The 18,517-nt window shown below is 68.9% G+C and carries 15 protein-coding genes and 4 pseudogenes; 12 read left to right on the top strand and 7 right to left on the bottom strand.

The window, feature by feature from the left end; genetic code table 11:
- Nucleotides 1-155 precede the first annotated feature (155 nt).
- Nucleotides 156-947 carry an IclR family transcriptional regulator C-terminal domain-containing protein gene (locus tag G3I71_RS19975; RefSeq protein ID WP_164316164.1) on the bottom strand — a complete coding sequence of 264 codons (792 nt, stop codon included), beginning with the start codon at nt 945-947 and terminating at the stop codon, nt 156-158.
- A gap of 366 nt (nt 948-1,313) precedes the next feature.
- Between G3I71_RS19975 and G3I71_RS19970 the strand changes: the two genes are divergently transcribed.
- Together G3I71_RS19970 and G3I71_RS19965 are read left to right on the top strand one after the other, a co-directional pair.
- A complete protein-coding gene (locus G3I71_RS19970) occupies nt 1,314-2,789 on the top strand; it encodes a family 43 glycosylhydrolase (protein WP_343243007.1) in 1,476 nt (491 codons plus the stop codon).
- 167 nt (nt 2,790-2,956) lie between these two features.
- Nucleotides 2,957-4,390 carry a glycoside hydrolase family 43 protein gene (locus G3I71_RS19965; RefSeq protein WP_164316162.1) on the top strand — a complete coding sequence of 478 codons (1,434 nt, stop codon included), beginning with the start codon at nt 2,957-2,959 and terminating at the stop codon, nt 4,388-4,390.
- Between the two features lie 289 nt (nt 4,391-4,679).
- On the opposite strand, the gene G3I71_RS19960 is transcribed toward G3I71_RS19965, so the two are convergent.
- Nucleotides 4,680-4,946: a hypothetical protein gene (locus G3I71_RS19960; RefSeq protein WP_164316037.1), complete on the bottom strand. Its 267-nt coding sequence runs from the start codon at nt 4,944-4,946 to the stop codon at nt 4,680-4,682.
- Here G3I71_RS19960 and G3I71_RS19955 point away from each other — a divergent pair.
- A pseudogene (locus G3I71_RS19955) lies at nt 4,903-5,439 on the top strand (transposase); the annotation flags it as partial. The gene G3I71_RS19960 and the pseudogene G3I71_RS19955 overlap by 44 nt on opposite strands.
- A gap of 30 nt (nt 5,440-5,469) precedes the next feature.
- Here the strand turns inward: G3I71_RS19955 and G3I71_RS19950 are convergent.
- From G3I71_RS19950 to nac, 3 genes and pseudogenes are all read right to left on the bottom strand, one after another.
- Nucleotides 5,470-5,595: pseudogene (locus G3I71_RS19950) on the bottom strand (SDR family NAD(P)-dependent oxidoreductase); the annotation flags it as partial.
- Complete coding sequence (locus G3I71_RS19945) at nt 5,592-6,599, bottom strand: D-glycerate dehydrogenase (protein WP_164316161.1); 1,008 nt, start codon at nt 6,597-6,599, stop codon at nt 5,592-5,594. The pseudogene G3I71_RS19950 and the gene G3I71_RS19945, both read right to left, overlap by 4 nt.
- 116 nt (nt 6,600-6,715) lie before the next feature.
- On the bottom strand, nt 6,716-7,657 hold the full coding sequence (gene nac / locus G3I71_RS19940) for a nitrogen assimilation transcriptional regulator NAC (protein WP_164316160.1): 942 nt from the start codon (nt 7,655-7,657) through the stop codon (nt 6,716-6,718).
- Between the two features lie 323 nt (nt 7,658-7,980).
- On the opposite strand from nac, the gene G3I71_RS19935 reads away from it, so the two are divergent.
- From G3I71_RS19935 to G3I71_RS51205, 8 genes and pseudogenes are all read left to right on the top strand, one after another.
- On the top strand, nt 7,981-8,763 hold the full coding sequence (locus G3I71_RS19935) for a LamB/YcsF family protein (RefSeq protein ID WP_164316159.1): 783 nt from the start codon (nt 7,981-7,983) through the stop codon (nt 8,761-8,763).
- 1 nt (nt 8,764) lies between these two features.
- Nucleotides 8,765-9,496, top strand: coding sequence for an allophanate hydrolase subunit 1 (locus G3I71_RS19930; protein WP_164316158.1), 732 nt, complete (start codon nt 8,765-8,767; stop codon nt 9,494-9,496).
- Nucleotides 9,489-10,475 (top strand): biotin-dependent carboxyltransferase family protein, encoded by a 987-nt coding sequence (locus G3I71_RS19925; protein WP_164316157.1) that lies wholly within the window; start codon nt 9,489-9,491, stop codon nt 10,473-10,475. The genes G3I71_RS19930 and G3I71_RS19925 overlap by 8 nt, the downstream gene beginning before the upstream one ends.
- A gap of 90 nt (nt 10,476-10,565) precedes the next feature.
- Nucleotides 10,566-11,879, top strand: coding sequence for an MFS transporter (locus tag G3I71_RS19920; RefSeq protein WP_164316156.1), 1,314 nt, complete (start codon nt 10,566-10,568; stop codon nt 11,877-11,879).
- A gap of 54 nt (nt 11,880-11,933) precedes the next feature.
- Nucleotides 11,934-12,677: an SDR family oxidoreductase gene (locus tag G3I71_RS19915; protein ID WP_164316155.1), complete on the top strand. Its 744-nt coding sequence runs from the start codon at nt 11,934-11,936 to the stop codon at nt 12,675-12,677.
- 5 nt (nt 12,678-12,682) lie between these two features.
- Entirely contained in the window at nt 12,683-13,930 is a 1,248-nt protein-coding gene (locus G3I71_RS19910; protein WP_164316154.1) for an aspartate transaminase, read from the top strand.
- 9 nt (nt 13,931-13,939) lie between these two features.
- Nucleotides 13,940-14,614, top strand: a complete 675-nt coding sequence (locus G3I71_RS19905; protein WP_164316153.1) for a 4-carboxy-4-hydroxy-2-oxoadipate aldolase/oxaloacetate decarboxylase — start codon at nt 13,940-13,942, stop codon at nt 14,612-14,614.
- 516 nt (nt 14,615-15,130) lie between these two features.
- A pseudogene (locus G3I71_RS51205) lies at nt 15,131-15,298 on the top strand (integrase); the annotation flags it as partial.
- Nucleotides 15,299-15,420: 122 nt separating this feature from the next.
- Here G3I71_RS51205 and G3I71_RS19895 read toward each other — a convergent pair.
- Both G3I71_RS19895 and G3I71_RS19890 read right to left on the bottom strand, forming a co-directional pair.
- Nucleotides 15,421-15,594: pseudogene (locus tag G3I71_RS19895) on the bottom strand (diaminopimelate decarboxylase); the annotation flags it as partial.
- Nucleotides 15,595-15,730: 136 nt separating this feature from the next.
- Nucleotides 15,731-16,147, bottom strand: a complete 417-nt coding sequence (locus tag G3I71_RS19890) for an SAV_915 family protein (protein WP_164316152.1) — start codon at nt 16,145-16,147, stop codon at nt 15,731-15,733.
- A 657-nt stretch (nt 16,148-16,804) separates the two neighbouring features.
- On the opposite strand from G3I71_RS19890, the gene G3I71_RS19885 reads away from it, so the two are divergent.
- Nucleotides 16,805-18,496: an ABC transporter permease subunit gene (locus tag G3I71_RS19885; protein WP_164316208.1), complete on the top strand. Its 1,692-nt coding sequence runs from the start codon at nt 16,805-16,807 to the stop codon at nt 18,494-18,496.
- Nucleotides 18,497-18,517: the final 21 nt, after the last annotated feature.

Below are 18,517 nucleotides of genomic sequence, written 5' to 3'. Positions count from 1 at the left end.
CCCACATCACCGGGCAGTCCATCGCCGCCGGCGAAAACTCTTCGCCGACGCCTGCGCGGACCGGCTCCAGGAGTTCATACCCGCACCACTCGATCCCGAAGCCGTCGAGGAAGCGGGACACGCCTCGGGCAGACGTCCGCACGGGCGCCGTCGCGTCAGCGGTGCGGCACCGCGGAGAGACGGGCGAAATCCGTGCTGATGTCTTCCGCGGTCTGTAGCAGCAGCGGCAGATGATGCTCAACGAGCCGCTCCAGCGAGGTCTCGGCCGCGTGGCAGTTGACATTGACCGCCGCGATGACCCGGCCCGAGCCGTCGCGCAGCGGGGCCGCGACAGACCGGATGCCGGGCGCCAACTGTTCATCGGTGAGCGCCCATCCGCGGGCGCGCACCTCCCGCAGCTCTATGTCACGTTCCTGCCGTCTGGGCTGCCAGGAGGGCGTCAGCCCCGAGCGGGACGGTTCGGTGAGCACCCGCTCCAGGTCCTCGGCGGGCAGGGCTGCGAGCAGCACCTTGCCCAGGGAGGTCTGCAGTGCCGGGAAACGCGTTCCGATCTGTACCGAGAGAGTCACCAGCTTGGCAACGGCCACCCGAGCGACGTAGATGATGTCGGATCCGTCCAGCTGGGCCACGGAGCACGATTCGCCGGTCTGCTCCACAAGTCGTTCCATGTGCGGCCGGGCAATGTCCCACAAGCCCATGGAACGCACGTAGGCGACCCCGAGTTCGAGGACCCTGGGGGTCAGCGCGAACCTCGTCTCGGACGAGCGGACGTAGCCGAGTTCCTCCAGGGTGAGCAGAATCCGGCGCGCGGTCGGCCTGGCGAGCCCGGTCGCGTCGGCGATCTGGGACAGGGACATCTGCGGCTGCCCGGGCCGGAACGCGGCGATGACCTCCAAGCCGCGTGCGAGCGCCTCGATGAAATCCGGTCCTGCTCCCCGGCGTGGCAACGGCGCTCCTCGACTGCGATCCCGCCTGCGGTGTTTCACCAGCTTAACGGGTGCCCGCGATGCGGACCCTTGCCAAGGGAGACACAGGCTCCGGCCATCTTCCTCCCACTCTCTTGACATGTCCCGGTGCCCCCTCTAGCGTCTGGCCGAATCATCGAACGACGTTCTAAATTCCGAACAAAAATGGGCCGTTGATTCTCGCCCAAGTTTTCCAAGGGATATCCCGCGATGTGAGCCGCGGGTCCTTGCAATTGCCGCATCCCTTCCCGTCCGGCGCCGTCGCTCCGTGGACAAGCTCCACCGTGACGACCACCCTCCCGCAGCGAGGAGCCGCAGTCTGTCATGCGCATCACAAGAAGTAGCTCTGTGTTAGTCCGCCGACTGTGCTCCACGGTGGCGGCGTTCGCCGTCGTCATCGGTGGCCTGACGGTCGGGACTGTGGCGGCCGCGCCCAGTGCGCGGGCGGCCACGGCGACGTTCACCAACCCGCTCAACAGTTCCGGCGCGGACCCGTACATGACGTACTACGACGGTAACTACTACGAGATGACGACGCCGTACAGCGGGCCGCTGACGATGCGGAAGGCGCCTACCGTCGAGGCGTTGAAGGCGGCCTCGCCGGTGCCGGTGTTCAGCGCCCACGCCACCGGCCGTGACACCTACATCTGGGCGCCGGAGATGCACCTGCTCGACGGCCCCAACGGCAGACGCTGGTACATCTACTACTCCGCCGGTACGGGTGACATCGAGGCCCAGCGCGTGCACGTGCTGGAGAGTTCCGGCACCGATCCGCTCGGCCCGTACACGTACAAGGGCATGATCTTCGGCGCCGACGACTGGTGGGGCATCGACGGCAGCGTGGTCACCATCGACGGCCGGCTGTACTTCACCTGGTCGGGGGTGTCGACGACGCAGTGGGCCGGCTCCGACCCGAGCATCTACATCGCCGAGTTGAGCGACCCCTGGACCGTGACCGGGTCCCGTACGCGGATCTCCGCCCCGACCTACTCCTGGGAGACGCAGGGCACCCCGATGAACGAGGCTCCGGTCGCGTTGCAGCACGACGGGAAGACGTTCCTCACCTATTCCGCGAGTGCGTGCCAGGGCCCGGACTACAAGCTGGGCCTGCTCACCTTCTCCGGCGGTGACCCGCTGGACGCGAGTTCCTGGGTGAAGAGCGCGGAGCCGGTCTTCGAGCGCAACGACGCGAACAGCGTGTACGGCCCGGGCCACAACGGTTTCTTCCAGTCCCCGGACGGCACCGAGGACTGGATCGTCTACCACGCCAACTCCTCGTCCTCCCAGAGCTGCGGTACCACCCGCACCACCCGGATCCAGAAGATCACCTGGAACGCGGACGGATCTCCGAACCTCGGTGTCCCGGAGGCCACGAGTACCGCCCTGACTGTTCCGTCCGGCGAACCCGTAGTGACGTACTACCGGTTGACCAACCGCAACAGCGGCAAGGTCATGGACGTCCAGGCGCCCAACACCGACGACGGAGTGAAGGTCGGCCAGTACACCTGGTACGGCAATGCCTGGCAGCAGTGGCGCTTCGTCGACGTGGGCGACGGCTACTTCCAGATCGAGAGCCTCAACAGCGGCAAGTGCCTGGACGTGAGCGGCGCGTCCACCGCCGACGGCGCGGGCATCATCCAGTACCCCTGCCGCTCCGCCGGCAACCAGCAGTTCGAGTGGGTCGCCAGCGACGGTTACCACCAGCTCAGGGCCCGCCACAGCGGCAAGTGCGTCAACGTCGTCGGCGCCTCGACCGCGAACCTGGCCCTTCTCGAACAGCGAACCTGCGCCGCGACCGCCGCCTCCCAGTGGACACGTACGTGAGAACCACGCACCGGCCGGCCCCCGGGCATCGGCCCGCCGACACCGAGTCGGCGCGTCGGCCGGCAGGACGCGAGATCCCGCGGCGCCCCGTGGTTCCTCGGCGCAGCGGCCGAGTTCTTCCCCCGCTTCTCCCGACTGTGGTATCCGCAGAAAGGCGGCAGACGTACATGTCCGTGCTTCTCTCCCGGCTGGCGGCGATAGTGGTCGCCGTCGGCCTTCTCCTCACATCCCAGACCCTGGTGACACCACAGCGGGCGGCCGCCGCCGACCCGGGCTACCTGATGGCGCACTTCATCGGGGAGGGAGCCACCGGCCAGCAGATCTACTTCTCGCACAGTGCCGACGGCCTGAACTGGAGCGACCTCAACGGTGGCGGGATGACCCTGCGCTCCACGGTCGGCACGAAGGGGGTGCGTGACCCCTCACTGGTCCGATCCCCGGACGGTGACAAGTACTGGATCATCGCGACCGATCTGTGCATCGGCTGCGGGCAGACGTGGGGTGACGCCATCTCCAACGGCAGCCGCAACCTCGTGGTGTGGGAGTCGAGCGACCTGGTCACCTGGTCGGCGCCGTGGCTGCTCGACGTCGCCGGCGAGATCCCCGACGGACGCAACGCCTGGGCGCCGGAAGCGATCTGGAACCCGGAGACCAACGACTACGTCCTGTACTGGGCGACGAACACGCCCCTCAACGGCGTGACGAAGCACCGCATCCACTACGCCCGCACCACGGACTTCCGCAGCATCACCACTCCGCAGGTCTACATCGAACGCCCCGGCACCCAGGAAATCATCGACACCCAGATCGTCGAGATGCCGTCAGGCGTCGGTGACTACCGTTACGTACGGGCCTCCGGCGACGGCCAGATCACGTTCGAAGGCAGCAACTCGATCCTCGGCACGTGGACCAGCCTCGGCAACCTCTCGGGCATCGGCCTGACGGGCTCCCAGGTCGAGGGCCCGATGTGGATGAAGTTCCGCGACCGTGACGAGTGGGCCCTGTACCTCGACCAGTACGCCTCGGGCAACGGGTACATGCCGGTCACGACCACCGACCCGTCCGCCGTGGGTACCTACCAGCTCCCGGCGTCGGGAAGCTACAGCATGGACGGGACCACGAAGCGCCACGGCTCGATCCTCACCCTCACGGCAGCCGAGGAGACCCGCCTGCTCGCCCGCTGGCCCGACACCGCGATCAACCGGCTCCAGTCGTACAACTACCAGAGCCGCTATGTGCGGCACGCCAGCTTCGACGTACGTATCGACCCGAGCGTCAGCCCCGCCGAGGACGCCCAGTTCCGCCTGAGGACCGGCCTGGCAGGCTCCGGCACCGTCTCCTTCGAGTCGGTGAACTACCCGGGCTACTTCCTGCGGCACTCCGCATACGACTTCCAACTCGCGTACAACGACGGCACCGCCGCGTTCGCCGAGGACGCCACCTTCCGGCAGGTCGCCGGGCTCGCCGACGCCACCTGGTCGTCGTTCCAGTCGTACAACCACCCCGACCGGTACATCCGCCACTCCGCCTACCTCCTGAAGCTCGACCCGATCACCACCACCCTGGGCCGCAGCGACGCCACCTTCCAGGTGACGAGCTGACCTGACCGGGATGCCCGCGCCCTCAGGCGACCACCCAACCGCCGCCCGCACACCGGCGGAGAGGGCGCCGGCAGACCGACGGCACACGAACTTCTACCGCTGAGCCGTTCCGACCTGGTGTCCCGGTCTTGAGGAGCCGTCCCCTTGACGGCGTCCCGCGTGGTTGTGCAAGCGGTCACCGTGCGGGTGTGCGCGGGCGGATGCCCGAGGCGTGCGTCCGGTGACGGTCTCCGCTCCCGATGACGGCAGGTCGGCCCTGGCCCGTGCGGTGGTGTCGGAGGAGGAGTGATCACCTGGTGCCGGGAGGCGGGCCGCCCCTGCCCCGTAGGACCGCTTCCGCCCCGGCGAGGAAGACATCGATGCTGAAGTCGAGTTGAGCGTCGTCGTACGTGGTGACGGGCAGCGCGGCGATACGTGTCAGGACCTGGTACTCGGCGGGATCACGCCGTGCGAGTGCCTCTCTCAGGATCACCGGGCGGGGGTTCACTCCGCTTCTTGACGCGAGAACCCAGGCCCAGCACACCGCACTGCCCGGCGAGAAGCTGGCCGCCGCCATGGTGGCCCGCCTCGCCAAGGGGGTGATGGCCCTGGATGAGGAGATCAGCGAGCTCGACGCGCTCATCGAGGGCCGGTTTCGCGAGCACCCGCAGGCCGAGGTGATCCGCAGCCTGCCGGGGATGGGGAATCTGCTCGGAGCCGAGTTCCTGGCTGCCACCGGCGGTGACATGGACGCCTTCGACAGCGCCGACCGCCTCGCCGGCTACGGCGGTGTTGCTCCCGCGCCACGGGACTCCGGACGCGTCAGCGGCAACCTTCACCGCCCCCGGCGCTACCACCGCGGCCTGCTGCGGGTCTTCTACCTCTCCGCGATGGCCAGCCTGAAATCCTGCCCGGCCTCGAAAACCTTCTACGACCGCAAGAGAGCCGAAGGCAAGGGGCACAAGCAGGCCCTGATCGCCCTCGCCCGCCGACGGGTGAACGTCCTCTGGGCAATGCTGCGTGACGGACAGTGCTACCACGGGTCACTTCCCGTCACGGCAGCAGCTTGACTTCAGCATTGGGATGTTCCTTCCGTTGCCGCGTCCGTTGAGGACTACCACGCAGCCGGCTTCCAGCAGGCCCTTGGCGAGCGCTTTGCCGATGCCTCGGCTGGAGCCGGTGACCAGGGCGGTCTCTCCGGTGATGTCGAACAGTGGGTGGCTCATGCGCGTACCCCGGTGGCGCCGGCCGGGGTGCCGGGCACGGCCGGGCTGCCGGGGAGGGGGGTCCGGGCGGGGCGTTCGGCGAGGACGTCGAGGATGTTGTCGACCGCCAGGTCGACCATGGCGGCCCGAGTGGCCTCGGTGGCCGACCCGATGTGGGGCAGCGTGACCACGTGCGGCTCGGCCACCAGCGGCGACAGTGCCGTTCCCATCGGTTCGCGTTCGAAGACGTCGAGACCGGCGGAGTGCAACCGTCCCTCCCGGACGGCATGGAGCAGGGCCTCCTCGTCGACGACCCCGCCACGGGAGGTGCTGACGAGTGTGGCCGTGGGCTTCATCGCGGCCAGTTCGCGGGCCGAGATCAGGTGCCGTGTCTCCTCGGTGAGAGGCACGTGCAGCGACACGATGTCGGACTCGGCCAGCAGCGTGGCCAGCCCCACGGAGGCCGACAGGTCGTCGTCGGGCGCGTAGGGGTCGTGGTGGAGTACGCGCATGCCGAACCCGTGCGCCCGGCGGGCCACCGCGCGGCCGATCTGGCCGTAGCCGATCAGGCCCAGGGTGGCGCCGTGGATGTCCAGGCCGAGGTAGTCGTGCATCCGGAACAGTTCCCAGGAGCCTGCCGCCAGGCTCGCTTCGGCGGCGCCGATCCGACGGCGGGCGGCCAGGATCAGGGCGAAGGTGAGGTCGGCGGTGGTCTCCGCGAGCACACGAGGGGTGTGGGTGACGACGATGCCGCGCTCGGCGGCGGCGGCCCGGTCGACGTTGTCGAATCCCATGCTCGCCAGCGAGATGACGCGCAGCGAGGGTCCCGCCGCGTCCATCAGCGCACCGTCCACCGGATCGTTGCCCAGCGCCAGAACGCCACTCACCCCGGAGGCGAGCGCGGCGAGGTCGGGGGGGCCGGGCTTCCCGGTCCCCGGCCAGGCCACCACATCCGCCGCCCCGGAAAGGCGGTCCAGACCGCGGCCGGGCAGATTTTCACGGGTGGTGAGGACACGCTTTTTCATCTATGTCTCCAGTGACGAGCCGTGAATTGTCGACCGGCGGCCGGTTCGAAAGAAGCCGGTGCTGGAAAACGCTAGTGGGGGCGGTCGCCGGAAACAAATAACGGATTTGTGTGACGCTATCGGTGATCCTTATCCCCGCCGGAGAATCCGTCAGGGGACCCGTCAAAGGTGGTGATCATTTCGAGGAACAGATCATGCACGGCCAGGGCGGGTTCCGACAGGGGCTGATTGTCCGACGTGACCAGTGACAGCTTGACCTGGATGACGGGATCCACGATGCGGCGCACGGACAGGGAGTGGACGTCGAGGATGGCGCGCGCCGCCGACCAGGGCAGGACCGTGGCGCCGAGCCCCGCGTCCACCGCGTTGACGAGCGTCAGCGCGGATTCGACCTCGCCCACCACGTTCAGCCGGAGCGACGCCTGCTGGAAGGCGGCGTCCACGACCTGTCGGATCGTGTGGATGCGGCTGGGTAGCAGCAGGGGCACACTCGTGAGTTCCTCCAGGTTCACCTCGCCCTGTCCGGGCGGGGCCGTTTCGCCGGGCGCGCCGATCAGGAACAGGTCCTCGGTGCGTACGGGCTCGAACTGCACGCCCCGCAGCGGGCCGGCCCCGTAGATGAACGCCATGTCCATCCGGCCCGTCATGATGGCTTCGCTGATGACGCCGCCGAAGTTCTCGTTGATGTGCAACAGGATGTCCGGGTAGAGCTCACGCACGCTCTTGAGCAGCGGCAGGGCGAGCGCCGCGCCCAGGCTGTACGGCGCGAGGCCCACGGACACGCTGCCGGCGGGAGCCCGGCCGGAGACGTCGACGGCGGCGTGTGCGAGGTCCACCTGCCGGAGGATCAGCTGAGCGTGGCGGTACAGCGCGCGGCCCGCCTCCGTCGGGGCGATCCCGCGTTTGCTGCGGATCAGCAGTTGCTGCCCGAACTGCGTCTCCAGCGCGGACAGCTGCTGGCTGAGCGCGGGCTGGGCGATGTGCAGGATGTCGGCCGCGCGCGTGATGCTCCCCGCATCGACGATCTTGATGAACGAGTAGAGACGCCTGGTGTCCATGCGGGGCCTTCCACGGGGAGTGGAGCCTCATCGTAGGGAGGGGGTGCCCCGAAACACAGTCCCGGAGGGCCTCGGCTGTGAGGCAGGTCATAGCCGTTCGCGATAACGCCAGACCGAACGCATATTGGTGGTCATGCGAGCACGGGATTAAGTTGAGCGGAACATCCAGCCCGGAACCGTCCGGCGAAGTCGGAGTGAATCGGTTCCCAGGAATTCCGTCTGCTCGCGGCCCTCGCCTTTGTGTGCGAGAGAGCGGATCTTTTTCGGGATATCACGAAGACGTGATGGAATCTCCTTCCTCATATTCTCTCCCGGAGGACTTCATGACCCCCATGGTTGACCTCGTCGCCGATCTCGGCGAGGGATTCGGCGCCTACACGATGGGCGACGACGAAGCTCTCCTGGAGATGCTGACGTCCGCCAATGTGGCCTGCGGGTTCCACGCCGGTGATCCGCGCATCATGGACGCCACCGTCCGGACCTGCGTGGAGAAGCAGGTGGCCGTGGGGGCTCACCCGAGCTTTCCCGACCTGGTCGGTTTCGGCCGCCGCGCGATGGATCTCACGCCGGAGGAGGTCCGTACGGACGTGCTGTACCAGATCGGCGCCCTCCAGGCGTTCGCCGTCGCGCACGGTACTCGGGTGCGGCACGTCGCCCCGCACGGACGCCTGGGCAACCTGGTCGCCGTACGCGCCGACTACGCCCGTGCCGTCGTGGACGCCATCGCCGCCCTGGACGAGTCGCTGATCATCCTGGCGCAGGACGGTGAGCTCGCCGACGCCGCCCGGGCCCGCGGACTGCGCGTGGGCATCGTCGGCATCGCCGACCGCGCGTACCGCGACGACGGGACCCTCGTACCCCGCTCCGAGCCCGGAGCGGTGATCCACGACGCGGACGAGGTGGCCCGGCGGACGCTGCGCATGGTCACCGAGGGGGTCATCCGCAGTGCCGACGGCAAGGACGTCCCGGTCGCCTGCGACACCGTCCTGCTGCACGGAGACAGCCCCGGAGCGATCGCGCTGGCCGGCCGCATCCGCGAGCAACTCCTTGCCGCCGGCGTCGGGATCACCTCTCTCGACAAGGTGCTGAGCGGTAAGGGCGTATGACATGAACGCCAACGCCAACGCCAACGCCAACGTCACGATCACGGACTGCGGTGACTCCGCCCTGGTCGCCAAGGCCGTGGGCCTGGACGCCGAAGACGCCTGGCGGCTCGTCCACGCCCTGGCCGACGCCCTGGACGCCGTCCGGCTCACCGGTGTCCACGACGTGGTGCCCACCTATGACGCCCTGCTCGTGGAGTTCGACTGCACCCGCACCGACCACGACACGGTCAGGCGCGCCCTGTCGCACGAGGCCGCCCGCCTCGGGCCGAACCCCGCGCGGACGACACCACCGCGACACTTCGTCGTCCCCGTCGTCTACGGCGGCGAGTACGGGCCCGACCTGCCGGAGGTGGCTGCGCAACTCGACCTGACCGAGAGCGAGGTCATCGCCCTCCACTCCGGGACCGATCTCACCGTACGTTGCCTCGGCGCGCCCGCGGGGGCGCCGATGACGGACGGACCGCCCTTCCCGAGGCCGGTGCCGCGACTGGCGTCGCCCCGCACCCGCGTCGAGCCCGGCTCGGTCGCCGTCGCCGGGCGGCAAGCGGTGATCTGCCCGATGCCCTCGCCCGGCGGCTGGCCGCTCCTCGGGCGCACCCCCGTGCGCGTCCTCGATCTGCACCGAGACCCGATCACCGTCTACCAGCCCGGGGACACCTTCCGATTCCTCCCCATCACACCCGGACAGTGGGACGACTACGCCGGCCTGTCCCTGGCGGACTGCCATGGCTGACACCCTCACCGTCCGCACCGCGGGCATCGTCACGGTGCAGGATCTCGGCCGTGTCGGCCGTTCCCGCTACGGTCTGCCCGCCAACGGAGCCTCCGACCAGCACTCGGCGCGCGTCGCCAACGTGCTGTGCGGCAACGACGAGCGCGCCCCACTGCTGGAGATCACGGCTCTCGACTTCGCGTGCGTCTCCTCCGGCGACATCCTCATCGCCGTGACAGGCGCCCCCGCCGACGTGACCGTCGAAGGAACGGTCCGCCCGCAGTGGGAACCGGTCTCCGTGCGCGCCGGCGAGACCGTCCGGGTCACCGGTATCCGGCGCGGACTGCGCGTCTACCTGGCCGTACTCGGCTCGTTCGAGGCCGACCACCTGCAGGGAAGCTGCGCCCCCGACACCGTCCTGGGATTCGGGCCCGCCCTGCGCGAAGGCGACGAACTCGCTCTGCGCACCGCCTGCCCACCCATCGACCACCCCTTCTCGCGGATCCCGCTGTTCCGCCTGAACGCACCCGTCCCCCCGTTCCCCACCACCTGGACCATCGACGTCACCGACGGCCCCGACCGGGCCGAGTTCGGAGACACGGGACGGCGCCTGTTCGACGCACCCTTCACCGTCAGTCCGCGCAGCAACCACATCGGTCTGCGCCTGCAGGGCGAAGTGCCCCGACGTATCGCCAAGGGCGAGGTCCTCTCCCGAGGCGTCCCCATCGGCGCAGTCGAAGTGCCGGCAGGGGACGAACTCCTCGTGCTGCACCGCGGCCGCGGCGTCACGGCCGGCTACCCCGTCCTGGCCGTCGTCACCGCCACCGGTCTGTCCGCCCTGGGGCAGGTGCGCCCCGGGCAGTCCATCCGCTTCCGCCACCGCACCCTCGACCAGGCGGTCACCGCCCACCGCGCACAGCGGGGCGCCATCGACGCCCTGAGAACCCGCGTCCGGACCGCCTTCGACAGCCTGCGCATTCGCGCTCCCCTCGGCAGCTGACCTCCCCGCACTCGCTCAGCAGCCCCTATCGCCCGCCCGCACGGAGCCGAAACGTCCCTCGTCCCCAGCCTGCTCCCAGACAGGAGAGCCATGACCGCCGTGGCCGCTCAGCCAGCCCCCAACACCACCGTCGACCCCAGAACAGCCCGCAGGGTCACCCTCGCAGGATGCGTCGGCATCTTCGCCGAGCTCTACGACAACGGCATCTTCGGCTTCATGGCCGGAACGCTCGCAGCCGTCTTCTTCCCCGGCTCCGACAACGCCATCCAACTCGTCTTCCTCGGCTACGCCGTCTCCTTCTTCTTCCGCCCCCTTGGCGCCGTCATCTGCGGCCACCTCGGTGACCGCATCGGACGCCAGCGGATGCTGGTCTTCGTCATCCTGCTCATCAGCGCCGCCACCGCGGCCATCGGCGTCCTGCCCACCTACGCGAGCATCGGCATCGCGGCGCCCGCTCTGCTGATCCTGCTGCGCGTCGCCCAGGGCTTCTCCGTCGGTGGCGAGGCATCCGGCGCGATGAGCTTCCTCGCCGAGCACGCCCCGGAGGGCAAGCGCGGCCTCTACACCAGCTACGCCCAGATCGCGTCGTTCCTCTCCCTGCTCACCGGCACACTGATCGCCGCCGCCATGACCAGCGGACTCGGCACCGAGCGCATGGAGTCCTGGGGCTGGCGCATACCGTTCCTGCTCGCGGTCCCGCTCGGCATCACCGGCATCTACATCCGCAAGCGCATCAGCGACACGCCCAACTTCAACCGCCTGAAGGAAGAGGGCGGCCTGTCCAAGAACCCCCTCAAGGAGGCGTTCGCCTCCGCCGAGCACCGCCGGGCCATGCTGCTGGCCCTGTTCATCCCCCTGATGAACGGCTCCGGGTACTACGTCCTGTTCGGCTACATGCCCACCTTCATGAGCAGCGAGCTGCAGTTCACCAAGGTCCAGGGCCTCCTCGTCACCGCGTCGAGCCTGGTCGCGATCTGTATCGCCATCCCGTACATGGGCCGCCTCTCGGACCGGGTCGGGCGCAAGAAGGTCATCGCCGGAGCCGCGGTCGCCATGGCCGTCGTAGGCATCCCCTGTTACCTCCTGATCGGTACCGGCAACGTCGCCCTCGCCGCCCTCGGCGCCTGCCTCATGGCCGTCGTGTTCGCCGGGCACACCGGCGTCATCCACATCCTGCTGGTCGAGCTCTTCCCCACCCGGGTGCGCTACTCCGCCTACGGCCTGGGCTACAACGTCTCCGCCGCACTCTTCGGCGGCACGGCGCCCCTCCTGATGACCTACCTCATCGACCGCACGGGCAACGTCAACATGCCGGCCTTCTACGCCGTCCTCACCGCGGTCGGCACCCTCGTCGCCGTCTCCCGGGTGACGGACCGGGCCCACCTGCCCCTGCGCGACGCCTGACCGACCCCTCGGCACCCGCACCCGCACACCCCCCACACCAAGGAGCACACCAGCATGCCCATCTCCGACTACAGGACGGCTCTGGTCACCGGAGCGTCCACCGGCATCGGAGCCGTCGTCGTCGAGCGACTCGCCAAGCGTGGCCTGGAGGTTCACGCGGTGGCGCGCAACGCCGAAAGGCTCGACGCCCTCGCCGACGCCACCGGCTGCGTCCCGCACGCCGTCGACATCACCGACACCGGGGCGCTCACCGCCGCCCTGGACGGCCTGGAGATCGACGTCCTCGTCAACAACGCGGGAGTCTCGCGCACCGGCAACATCCTGACCGCCGACGAGTTCGCCGTCGACGAGCAGGTCGCCGTCAACATCCAGGCCGTTCTGCACCTGGTGCGTCTGCTCATGCCCGGCATGGTGGAGCGCGACCTCGGCCACATCGTCAACATCAGTTCCATCGCCGGCGTCTACAACTTCGGCGGCAACACCATCTACCACGCCACCAAGGCAGCCGTGCACACCCTCTCCCGCCAGCTGCGGGTCGACGGCTACGGCCGCCGGGTCCGCGTCACCGAGATCTGCCCCGGACGCGTGGAGACGGAGATCTTCGGTCGCCTGCTCGGTGACATGGAGGAGGCTCAGCGGCAGTTCTACGACGGCTACGAGTCCCTCAAGCCCGAGGACATCGCCGACTCCATCGAGTTCGCCGTCGACGCGCCCCGGCACGTCAACATCGGCCACATCGAGATCCTGCCCACCTTCCAGGTCCCCGGCGGCCTGAACTTCGAGCGCCGGGAGGGCTGAACACGATGAGCGGCCTGACCGACGCCACCGCGGCACGCGTGCGCCGTATCAACCCCTCGCCCAGCACGGCGGCGGCTCAGCGGGTGCGCGAACTCAAGAGCCAGGGGCTCACCATCCTCGACCTGACCGTGGGCGAGCCCGACTTCGACACCCCCGACCACGTCAAGGCCGCGGCGATCCGAGCCATCGAGGCGGGCGAGACCAAGTACACCCCCGTGAACGGCACCCCGCGGCTGCGCGCCGCGATCGCCGGCAAACTCCGCGAGCGCCACGGACTGGAGTGCACCGACGCGCAGATCACGGTCGGCGGTGGAGCCAAGCAGGTCATCTTCCTCGCCCTGATGGCCACCCTGGACGAAGGGGACGAGGTCATCGTTCCCGCCCCGTACTGGGTGTCCTATCCGGACATGGTCCGCGCGAACGACGGCACCCCGGTGATCGTCGACTGTCCCGAGGCGGACGGCTTCAAGCTGAAGCCGGAGCGGCTCGCGGCGGCGATCACCGAGCGAACGCGCTGGGTCGTCCTCAACACCCCCGGCAACCCGACGGGATCCGCCTACACCACCGGTGAACTGCACGAACTGGCCCAGGTGTTGCTGGACCATCCACACGTGCGCGTCCTCACCGACGAGATCTACGACGAGATCTGGTATCGCGAGGAGGCCGCGCCGTCCCTGGCAGCCGTCGAACCACGCTTGGCCGAACGGGTGTTCCTCACCAACGGCGTCTCCAAGACGTACGCGATGACCGGCTGGCGCATCGGTTACGGCGTGGGCCCGACGGACCTGGTGACCGCGATCAACACGCTGCAGTCCCAGACGTCCTCCTGCCCCTCGTCCGTGAGTCAGGCCGCCGCTGCCGCCGCGCTCACGGGACCGCAGGACTTCGTCCGGGAAACCGTGTCCGTCTACCGCGGACGCCGCGACGCCATGGTGAAGCTCGTCAACGACGTTCCCCGGCTCAGCTGCACCGTCCCCGACGGGGGCTTCTACCTCCTGGTGAACTGCCAGGACACCATCGGGCAGTTCACACCGTCGGGAAGCCGGATACAGAACGACGAGGACTTCGCCCGCTACCTGCTCGACAGCCAACAGGTAGCGGTGATCCACGGAGCCGCGTACGGCGCACCCGGCTACTTCCGCATCTCCTTCGCCACGTCGACGGACGTCCTCACCGAGGCATGCGCGCGCTTCGCGACGGCCTGCGCCGGCCTGTCCTCCACGCCCTCCGCTTCCTCCGCCCTCTCTGCCTGAAAGGTCGTCATGATCCGCGTCAGTACGAAGTTCGAGCGGCCGGACGCCGCTCTGGTGAAGCAGCTGGGTGCCTTCTCCTCGGCCACCATCCACGAGGCGCAGGGCCGGCTCGGGGCGCTGGACTCGGCCATCAAGCCGGTCGACCACCGCATGTCCCTGTGCGGCCCCGCCTTCACGGTCCAGTGCGCACCGCGCGACAACCTGATGCTGCAGACCGCCATCGCCTACGCCCGCCCGGGGGATGTCGTCGTCGTGTCCGCCGGCGCCTACGAGGAGGCGGGCTCCTTCGGAGACGTCCTCGCCAACGCCTGCCAGGCAAAGGGGCTCGGTGGCCTGATCACCGACACCGGCGTCCGGGACACCGAGGACCTGCGCGCCCTGGGATTCCCCGTCTTCTCCCGCAGTGTGTCCATCAAGGGCACGGTCAAGGAGACAGTCGGACCCATGTGCGAGCCGGTCACCATCGGCGGCGTACTCGTCCGCCCCGGTGACGTGATGCGGGCCGACGCCGACGGCGTGGTCGTCGTCCGCCGCGAGGACGCCGCCGCGGTGACCACCGCCTCACAGGAGCGGATCGACGCCGAGGCCGGCTACATCTCCGCGTACCGGGCGGGCAGGACGGTCATCGAGATGTGCGGTCTCGAGCCGCTTCTCGCGTCGAAAGGGCTCGTGATCGAGGACTAGCGGCGTTGCCCCAGGGCATTGCCGGACGGCGCCGGCCGTGGCGGGTGGCGTGTCGTGCTGTGCGTCGTCGGGCCTGTGACGCTCAGGAGTAGAGCGACACACCGGCCAGGATTTCAGGGGAGACGAGCACACGAGGCTGTCGGGCCGCCGCGTGGACGCTGAACCGTTCGACATAGCCATTGTTCGGATCGTGCTGGCTCTGTGAAGCGCGTACGGTGCCGGCTGCTCCGCAGCCCGAACCAGCATCCGGGGTGCAGGAGGGGTCTCGCCGGGAATGCTCGGACAGCGCGCCGTCGCCACTGAGTTCGCTTGAAGGCGGACAGATCGCTATTTGCTGAGGTCCCTCATACGGGTGGATCGGCCGGCCGGAGAGATTCTCTTCGTTTGTGTTGGTAGCTCTGGATATCAACCCGGGAGGCGGAAGTAGCTTCGACGTGACCCCGGCGGCCTTGGGAGGGTGCGGTGGCTGAGGAACCCGGAACAATTGAGAGTGCGGCCCTTACTCGCAGGTACGTGATGGCTTTGCCGCCCACGGTGAGCTTGCGGACGGCCAACAGGATTCTTTCGCTCGGGAGGAGCACCGGCTACGGTCTGGCGAAACGGGGCGAGTATCCGTGCAAGGTGCTGAAGCTGGGTAACGCCTATCGGGTGGTGACCGCCGGCCTTCAGCGTCTGCTGACCCTCGACGAGGCGGCGGAAGAGCACGCGCCCAATACACCGTCGCAGGGTCACGGGAGTATTCCCACGCAAGAGGAAGCGAGAGCGGACTGCTGCTGTCACTGCCGATGCCGCTCCCTGCAGATTTCGGCCATCGCCCGGCACAGGAACGTCTTGGCCGAGTAGACGATGTCTGCCTCGGGGAACGCCGTGCGGTAGGTGCGGCAGCGGTCGCGGACCTCCTGTTCGTCGAGGACGTAGACGGGGGTGCCGAAACGGTCTGTCGCCTCGGCGAGGGAGACACCGCCGACGGAGACGTCCCCGTCGGCCTCGAGGCGAGTGCAGCGGGGCCAGACGGACAGGCCGTCGGTGGCGCCCAGGAGCCGGGACAGTTCCTCGGGGTCCGAGGGCAGGGATGACGGGAGGGAGGGAAGGGAAACGGTCATGGCGGGCGCCTCCTCAGCCGATCAGCAGGTTCAGACACGCGACGACGGCGGCGGCGCCGGTCACCCGCAGGGCGCCGATGTGCTGGGGATGCCGGCGGCGCCAGGAGTTCTCGCGCTCACGGACCGCTGCCGCGGTGCGGTCGGTCGAGGGGGCGGAGAAGGGCGGGTCGACGGTGAGCGTGGTGATGCCCAGGGGCGCGGCGAGCGCGCGCAGTGCGGGTTCGGAGAGCCTGATGCTCGGCTGGTCCGTGCCCAGCGTGGCGGTCAGCTTCGCCGCGGAGGTGAAGCCGACGGCCGTACGGCCGCCCAGGGGGGTGCGGAAGAACCGGGCCGTACAGCCCAGGGGCCCCGACCGGACGGGGACGAAGAGAAGTCCGGCCGGGACGCGTTCGGAAGGCTCGGGATCCTCGGGAAGGACGACTGCAGACACGATGCTGCTCCTCGAAGTCGAAGACGACGTGCGCCGCTCGGTCGGATCGGCCGGGCGCTCCAGTGACGCAATGCCCGCGTGGCGGGGGACCGGCCACCCCGCTGACGGATGCTTGACGGGAAGCCCGGCCCCATCGAAGTCCCCGAGGGGGCGGTGGCTCGCGGTGTTGGCGCTTGCCTGACGTCTGAGCGACGGTTCATGACGCGTCTCCTACGCCGGGACCGGCAGGGCGGAAGCCCGAGGCCCCGAGGTGTATTTGCGTAATGACGCAACAAGGGGCACACTCCTGAGGTCGGAACCTGTGTGCGTGCTGGGCATGCCGCGGGGCGGAGTCACATCACGGATCGGAGGCAGCCATGGGTGCCGACCCTCCCAGTCCGCGCTGCCTCCTGGGCAGTCGCTGACTTCTGAGTTCTCGCGCCGACGCGGGTCCTCGCCGCATCGAGCGGCGACGGCCGCAGCGGCGCGCTTCCCCTTCTTCGACTTACTCATGCCAGTCGGGTGAGCCCCGCCCTGCCGTCGGCGCTGCCGCCACGGCCGGGTCGTGGCAGCGTGCCCAGAGTGTGGGTGGAGGTCTTCGTGATGTCGTTCCGTACGGACAACGAGACGGGCACCAAGCCCGTCGGCACCGCGCTGCGCACGCCTTTCGTGGCACGGCTGTCCCAGTTCTCCTGGGTGGACGTGGCGGTTGCCGCCGCCGTGCTGGTGCTGCTGTACGTGGTGCTGCGCGTGGGCCACGGGACCACCGTCGCCTTCAACACCCACGAGAACGTGAAGGTCGACACCGATCCCTCGCGACTGCCGTACGACGCGGCACGCTCGCTGCTGCGGATGTTCGCCGCGCTGGCCCTGTCGGTCCTGTTCACCTTCGTCTACGCCTACGCCGCCGCCAGGAGCCGCCGCCTGGAGCGGATCCTGATCCCGGCGCTGGACATTCTCCAGTCCGTGCCCGTCCTGGCCTTCCTGACGGTGGCGGTGACCGGATTCATCGCCCTGTTCCCCGGCTCGATGCTGGGCCTGGAGTGCGCGTCGATCTTCGCGATCTTCACCTCGCAGGCGTGGAACATGACGTTCGGCTTCTACTACTCGCTGACCTCGTTGCCGCGCGAACTCGACGAGTTGTCACGGTCGTTCCGCTTCACCCGGTGGATGCGGTTCTGGAAGGTGGAAGTGCCGGCCGGGATGATCGGCCTGGTCTGGAACGGCATGATGAGCTTCGGCGGCGGCTGGTTCTTCCTCGTCGCTTCCGAGGCGATCAGCGTCAACAACCAGGACTACACGCTGCCGGGCGTCGGCTCCTACGCCGGCGCCGCGATCACCGACGGAGACCTCGGCAAGGTCGGCTGGGCCATCCTCACCATGGCGGTCATGGTGATCGGCGTGAACTTCCTGTTCTGGCGGCCCCTGACGGCGTGGGCGGAGAAGTTCAAGAACGAGCAGTCCGAGGCGAGCGAGGTTCAGCGCTCGTACGTCCTGGACTTCCTGCGGCGCTCGCACTGGCCGCGGCTGCTCGGCCGTGTGCTGCGCCCGGCGGGCCGTGTGCTGAGCCGGGCGGGGCGCGTCCTCGGCACCGACGACCGGCCGCTGTCCGTCGGCCCGTCCCGGCAGCGTGCCGGCGACATCACCTTCGCCGTCGTCGCGGGCGGCCTGATCCTCTGGGGCCTGTTCGACCTGGGGCGCTACCTCTACGACCGGACCAGCCTCGGGGTCTTCGGTGAACCGCTGCTGCTGGGCCTCGCCACCCTCACCCGAGTGATGGTGCTGGTCACCCTCGCCACCCTGGTCTGGGTGCCGATCGGCGTGAAGATCGGCTTCTCGCCGCGACTGACCCGCATCGCCCAGCCGGTCGTCCAGGTACTGGCGTCCTTCCCGGCCAACTTCCTCTTCCCGCTGGTCACCTGGTTCCTGCTGAAGACCGGCCTGTCCATCGACATCGGCGGCACGCTGCTGATGGCGCTCGGCGCCCAGTGGTACATCCTCTTCAACACCATCGCCGGCGCCATGGCCATCCCGACCGACCTGCGCGAGGCGATGGACGACCTCGGCGTGCACGGCCGGCAGCGCTGGAAGCGGCTGATCATCCCCGGGATCTTCCCCTCGTACGTCACCGGCGGCATCACCGCGTCGGGCGGCGCCTGGAACGCCTCGATCGTCTCCGAGATCGTCACCTTCGGCGGCACCACCCTCACCGCGACGGGGCTGGGCGCGTACATCGCCAAGGCCACGGAGGCCGGCGACTATCCGCATCTGATCGCCGGAGTGGCGGTGATGAGCCTGTACGTCGTCGGCATCAACCGCCTGCTGTGGCGACGCCTGTACCGGCTGGCCGAGGCCCGCTACTCCCTCTGAACTTTCCTGTCTTCCAAGCGA

The sequence above is a fragment of the Streptomyces sp. SID12501 genome (assembly GCF_010550245.1).
GTDB lineage: Bacteria > Actinomycetota > Actinomycetes > Streptomycetales > Streptomycetaceae > Streptomyces.
Note: the sequence above shows the minus strand (reverse complement) of the source record. Positions and strands in the feature narration are given on the sequence as shown.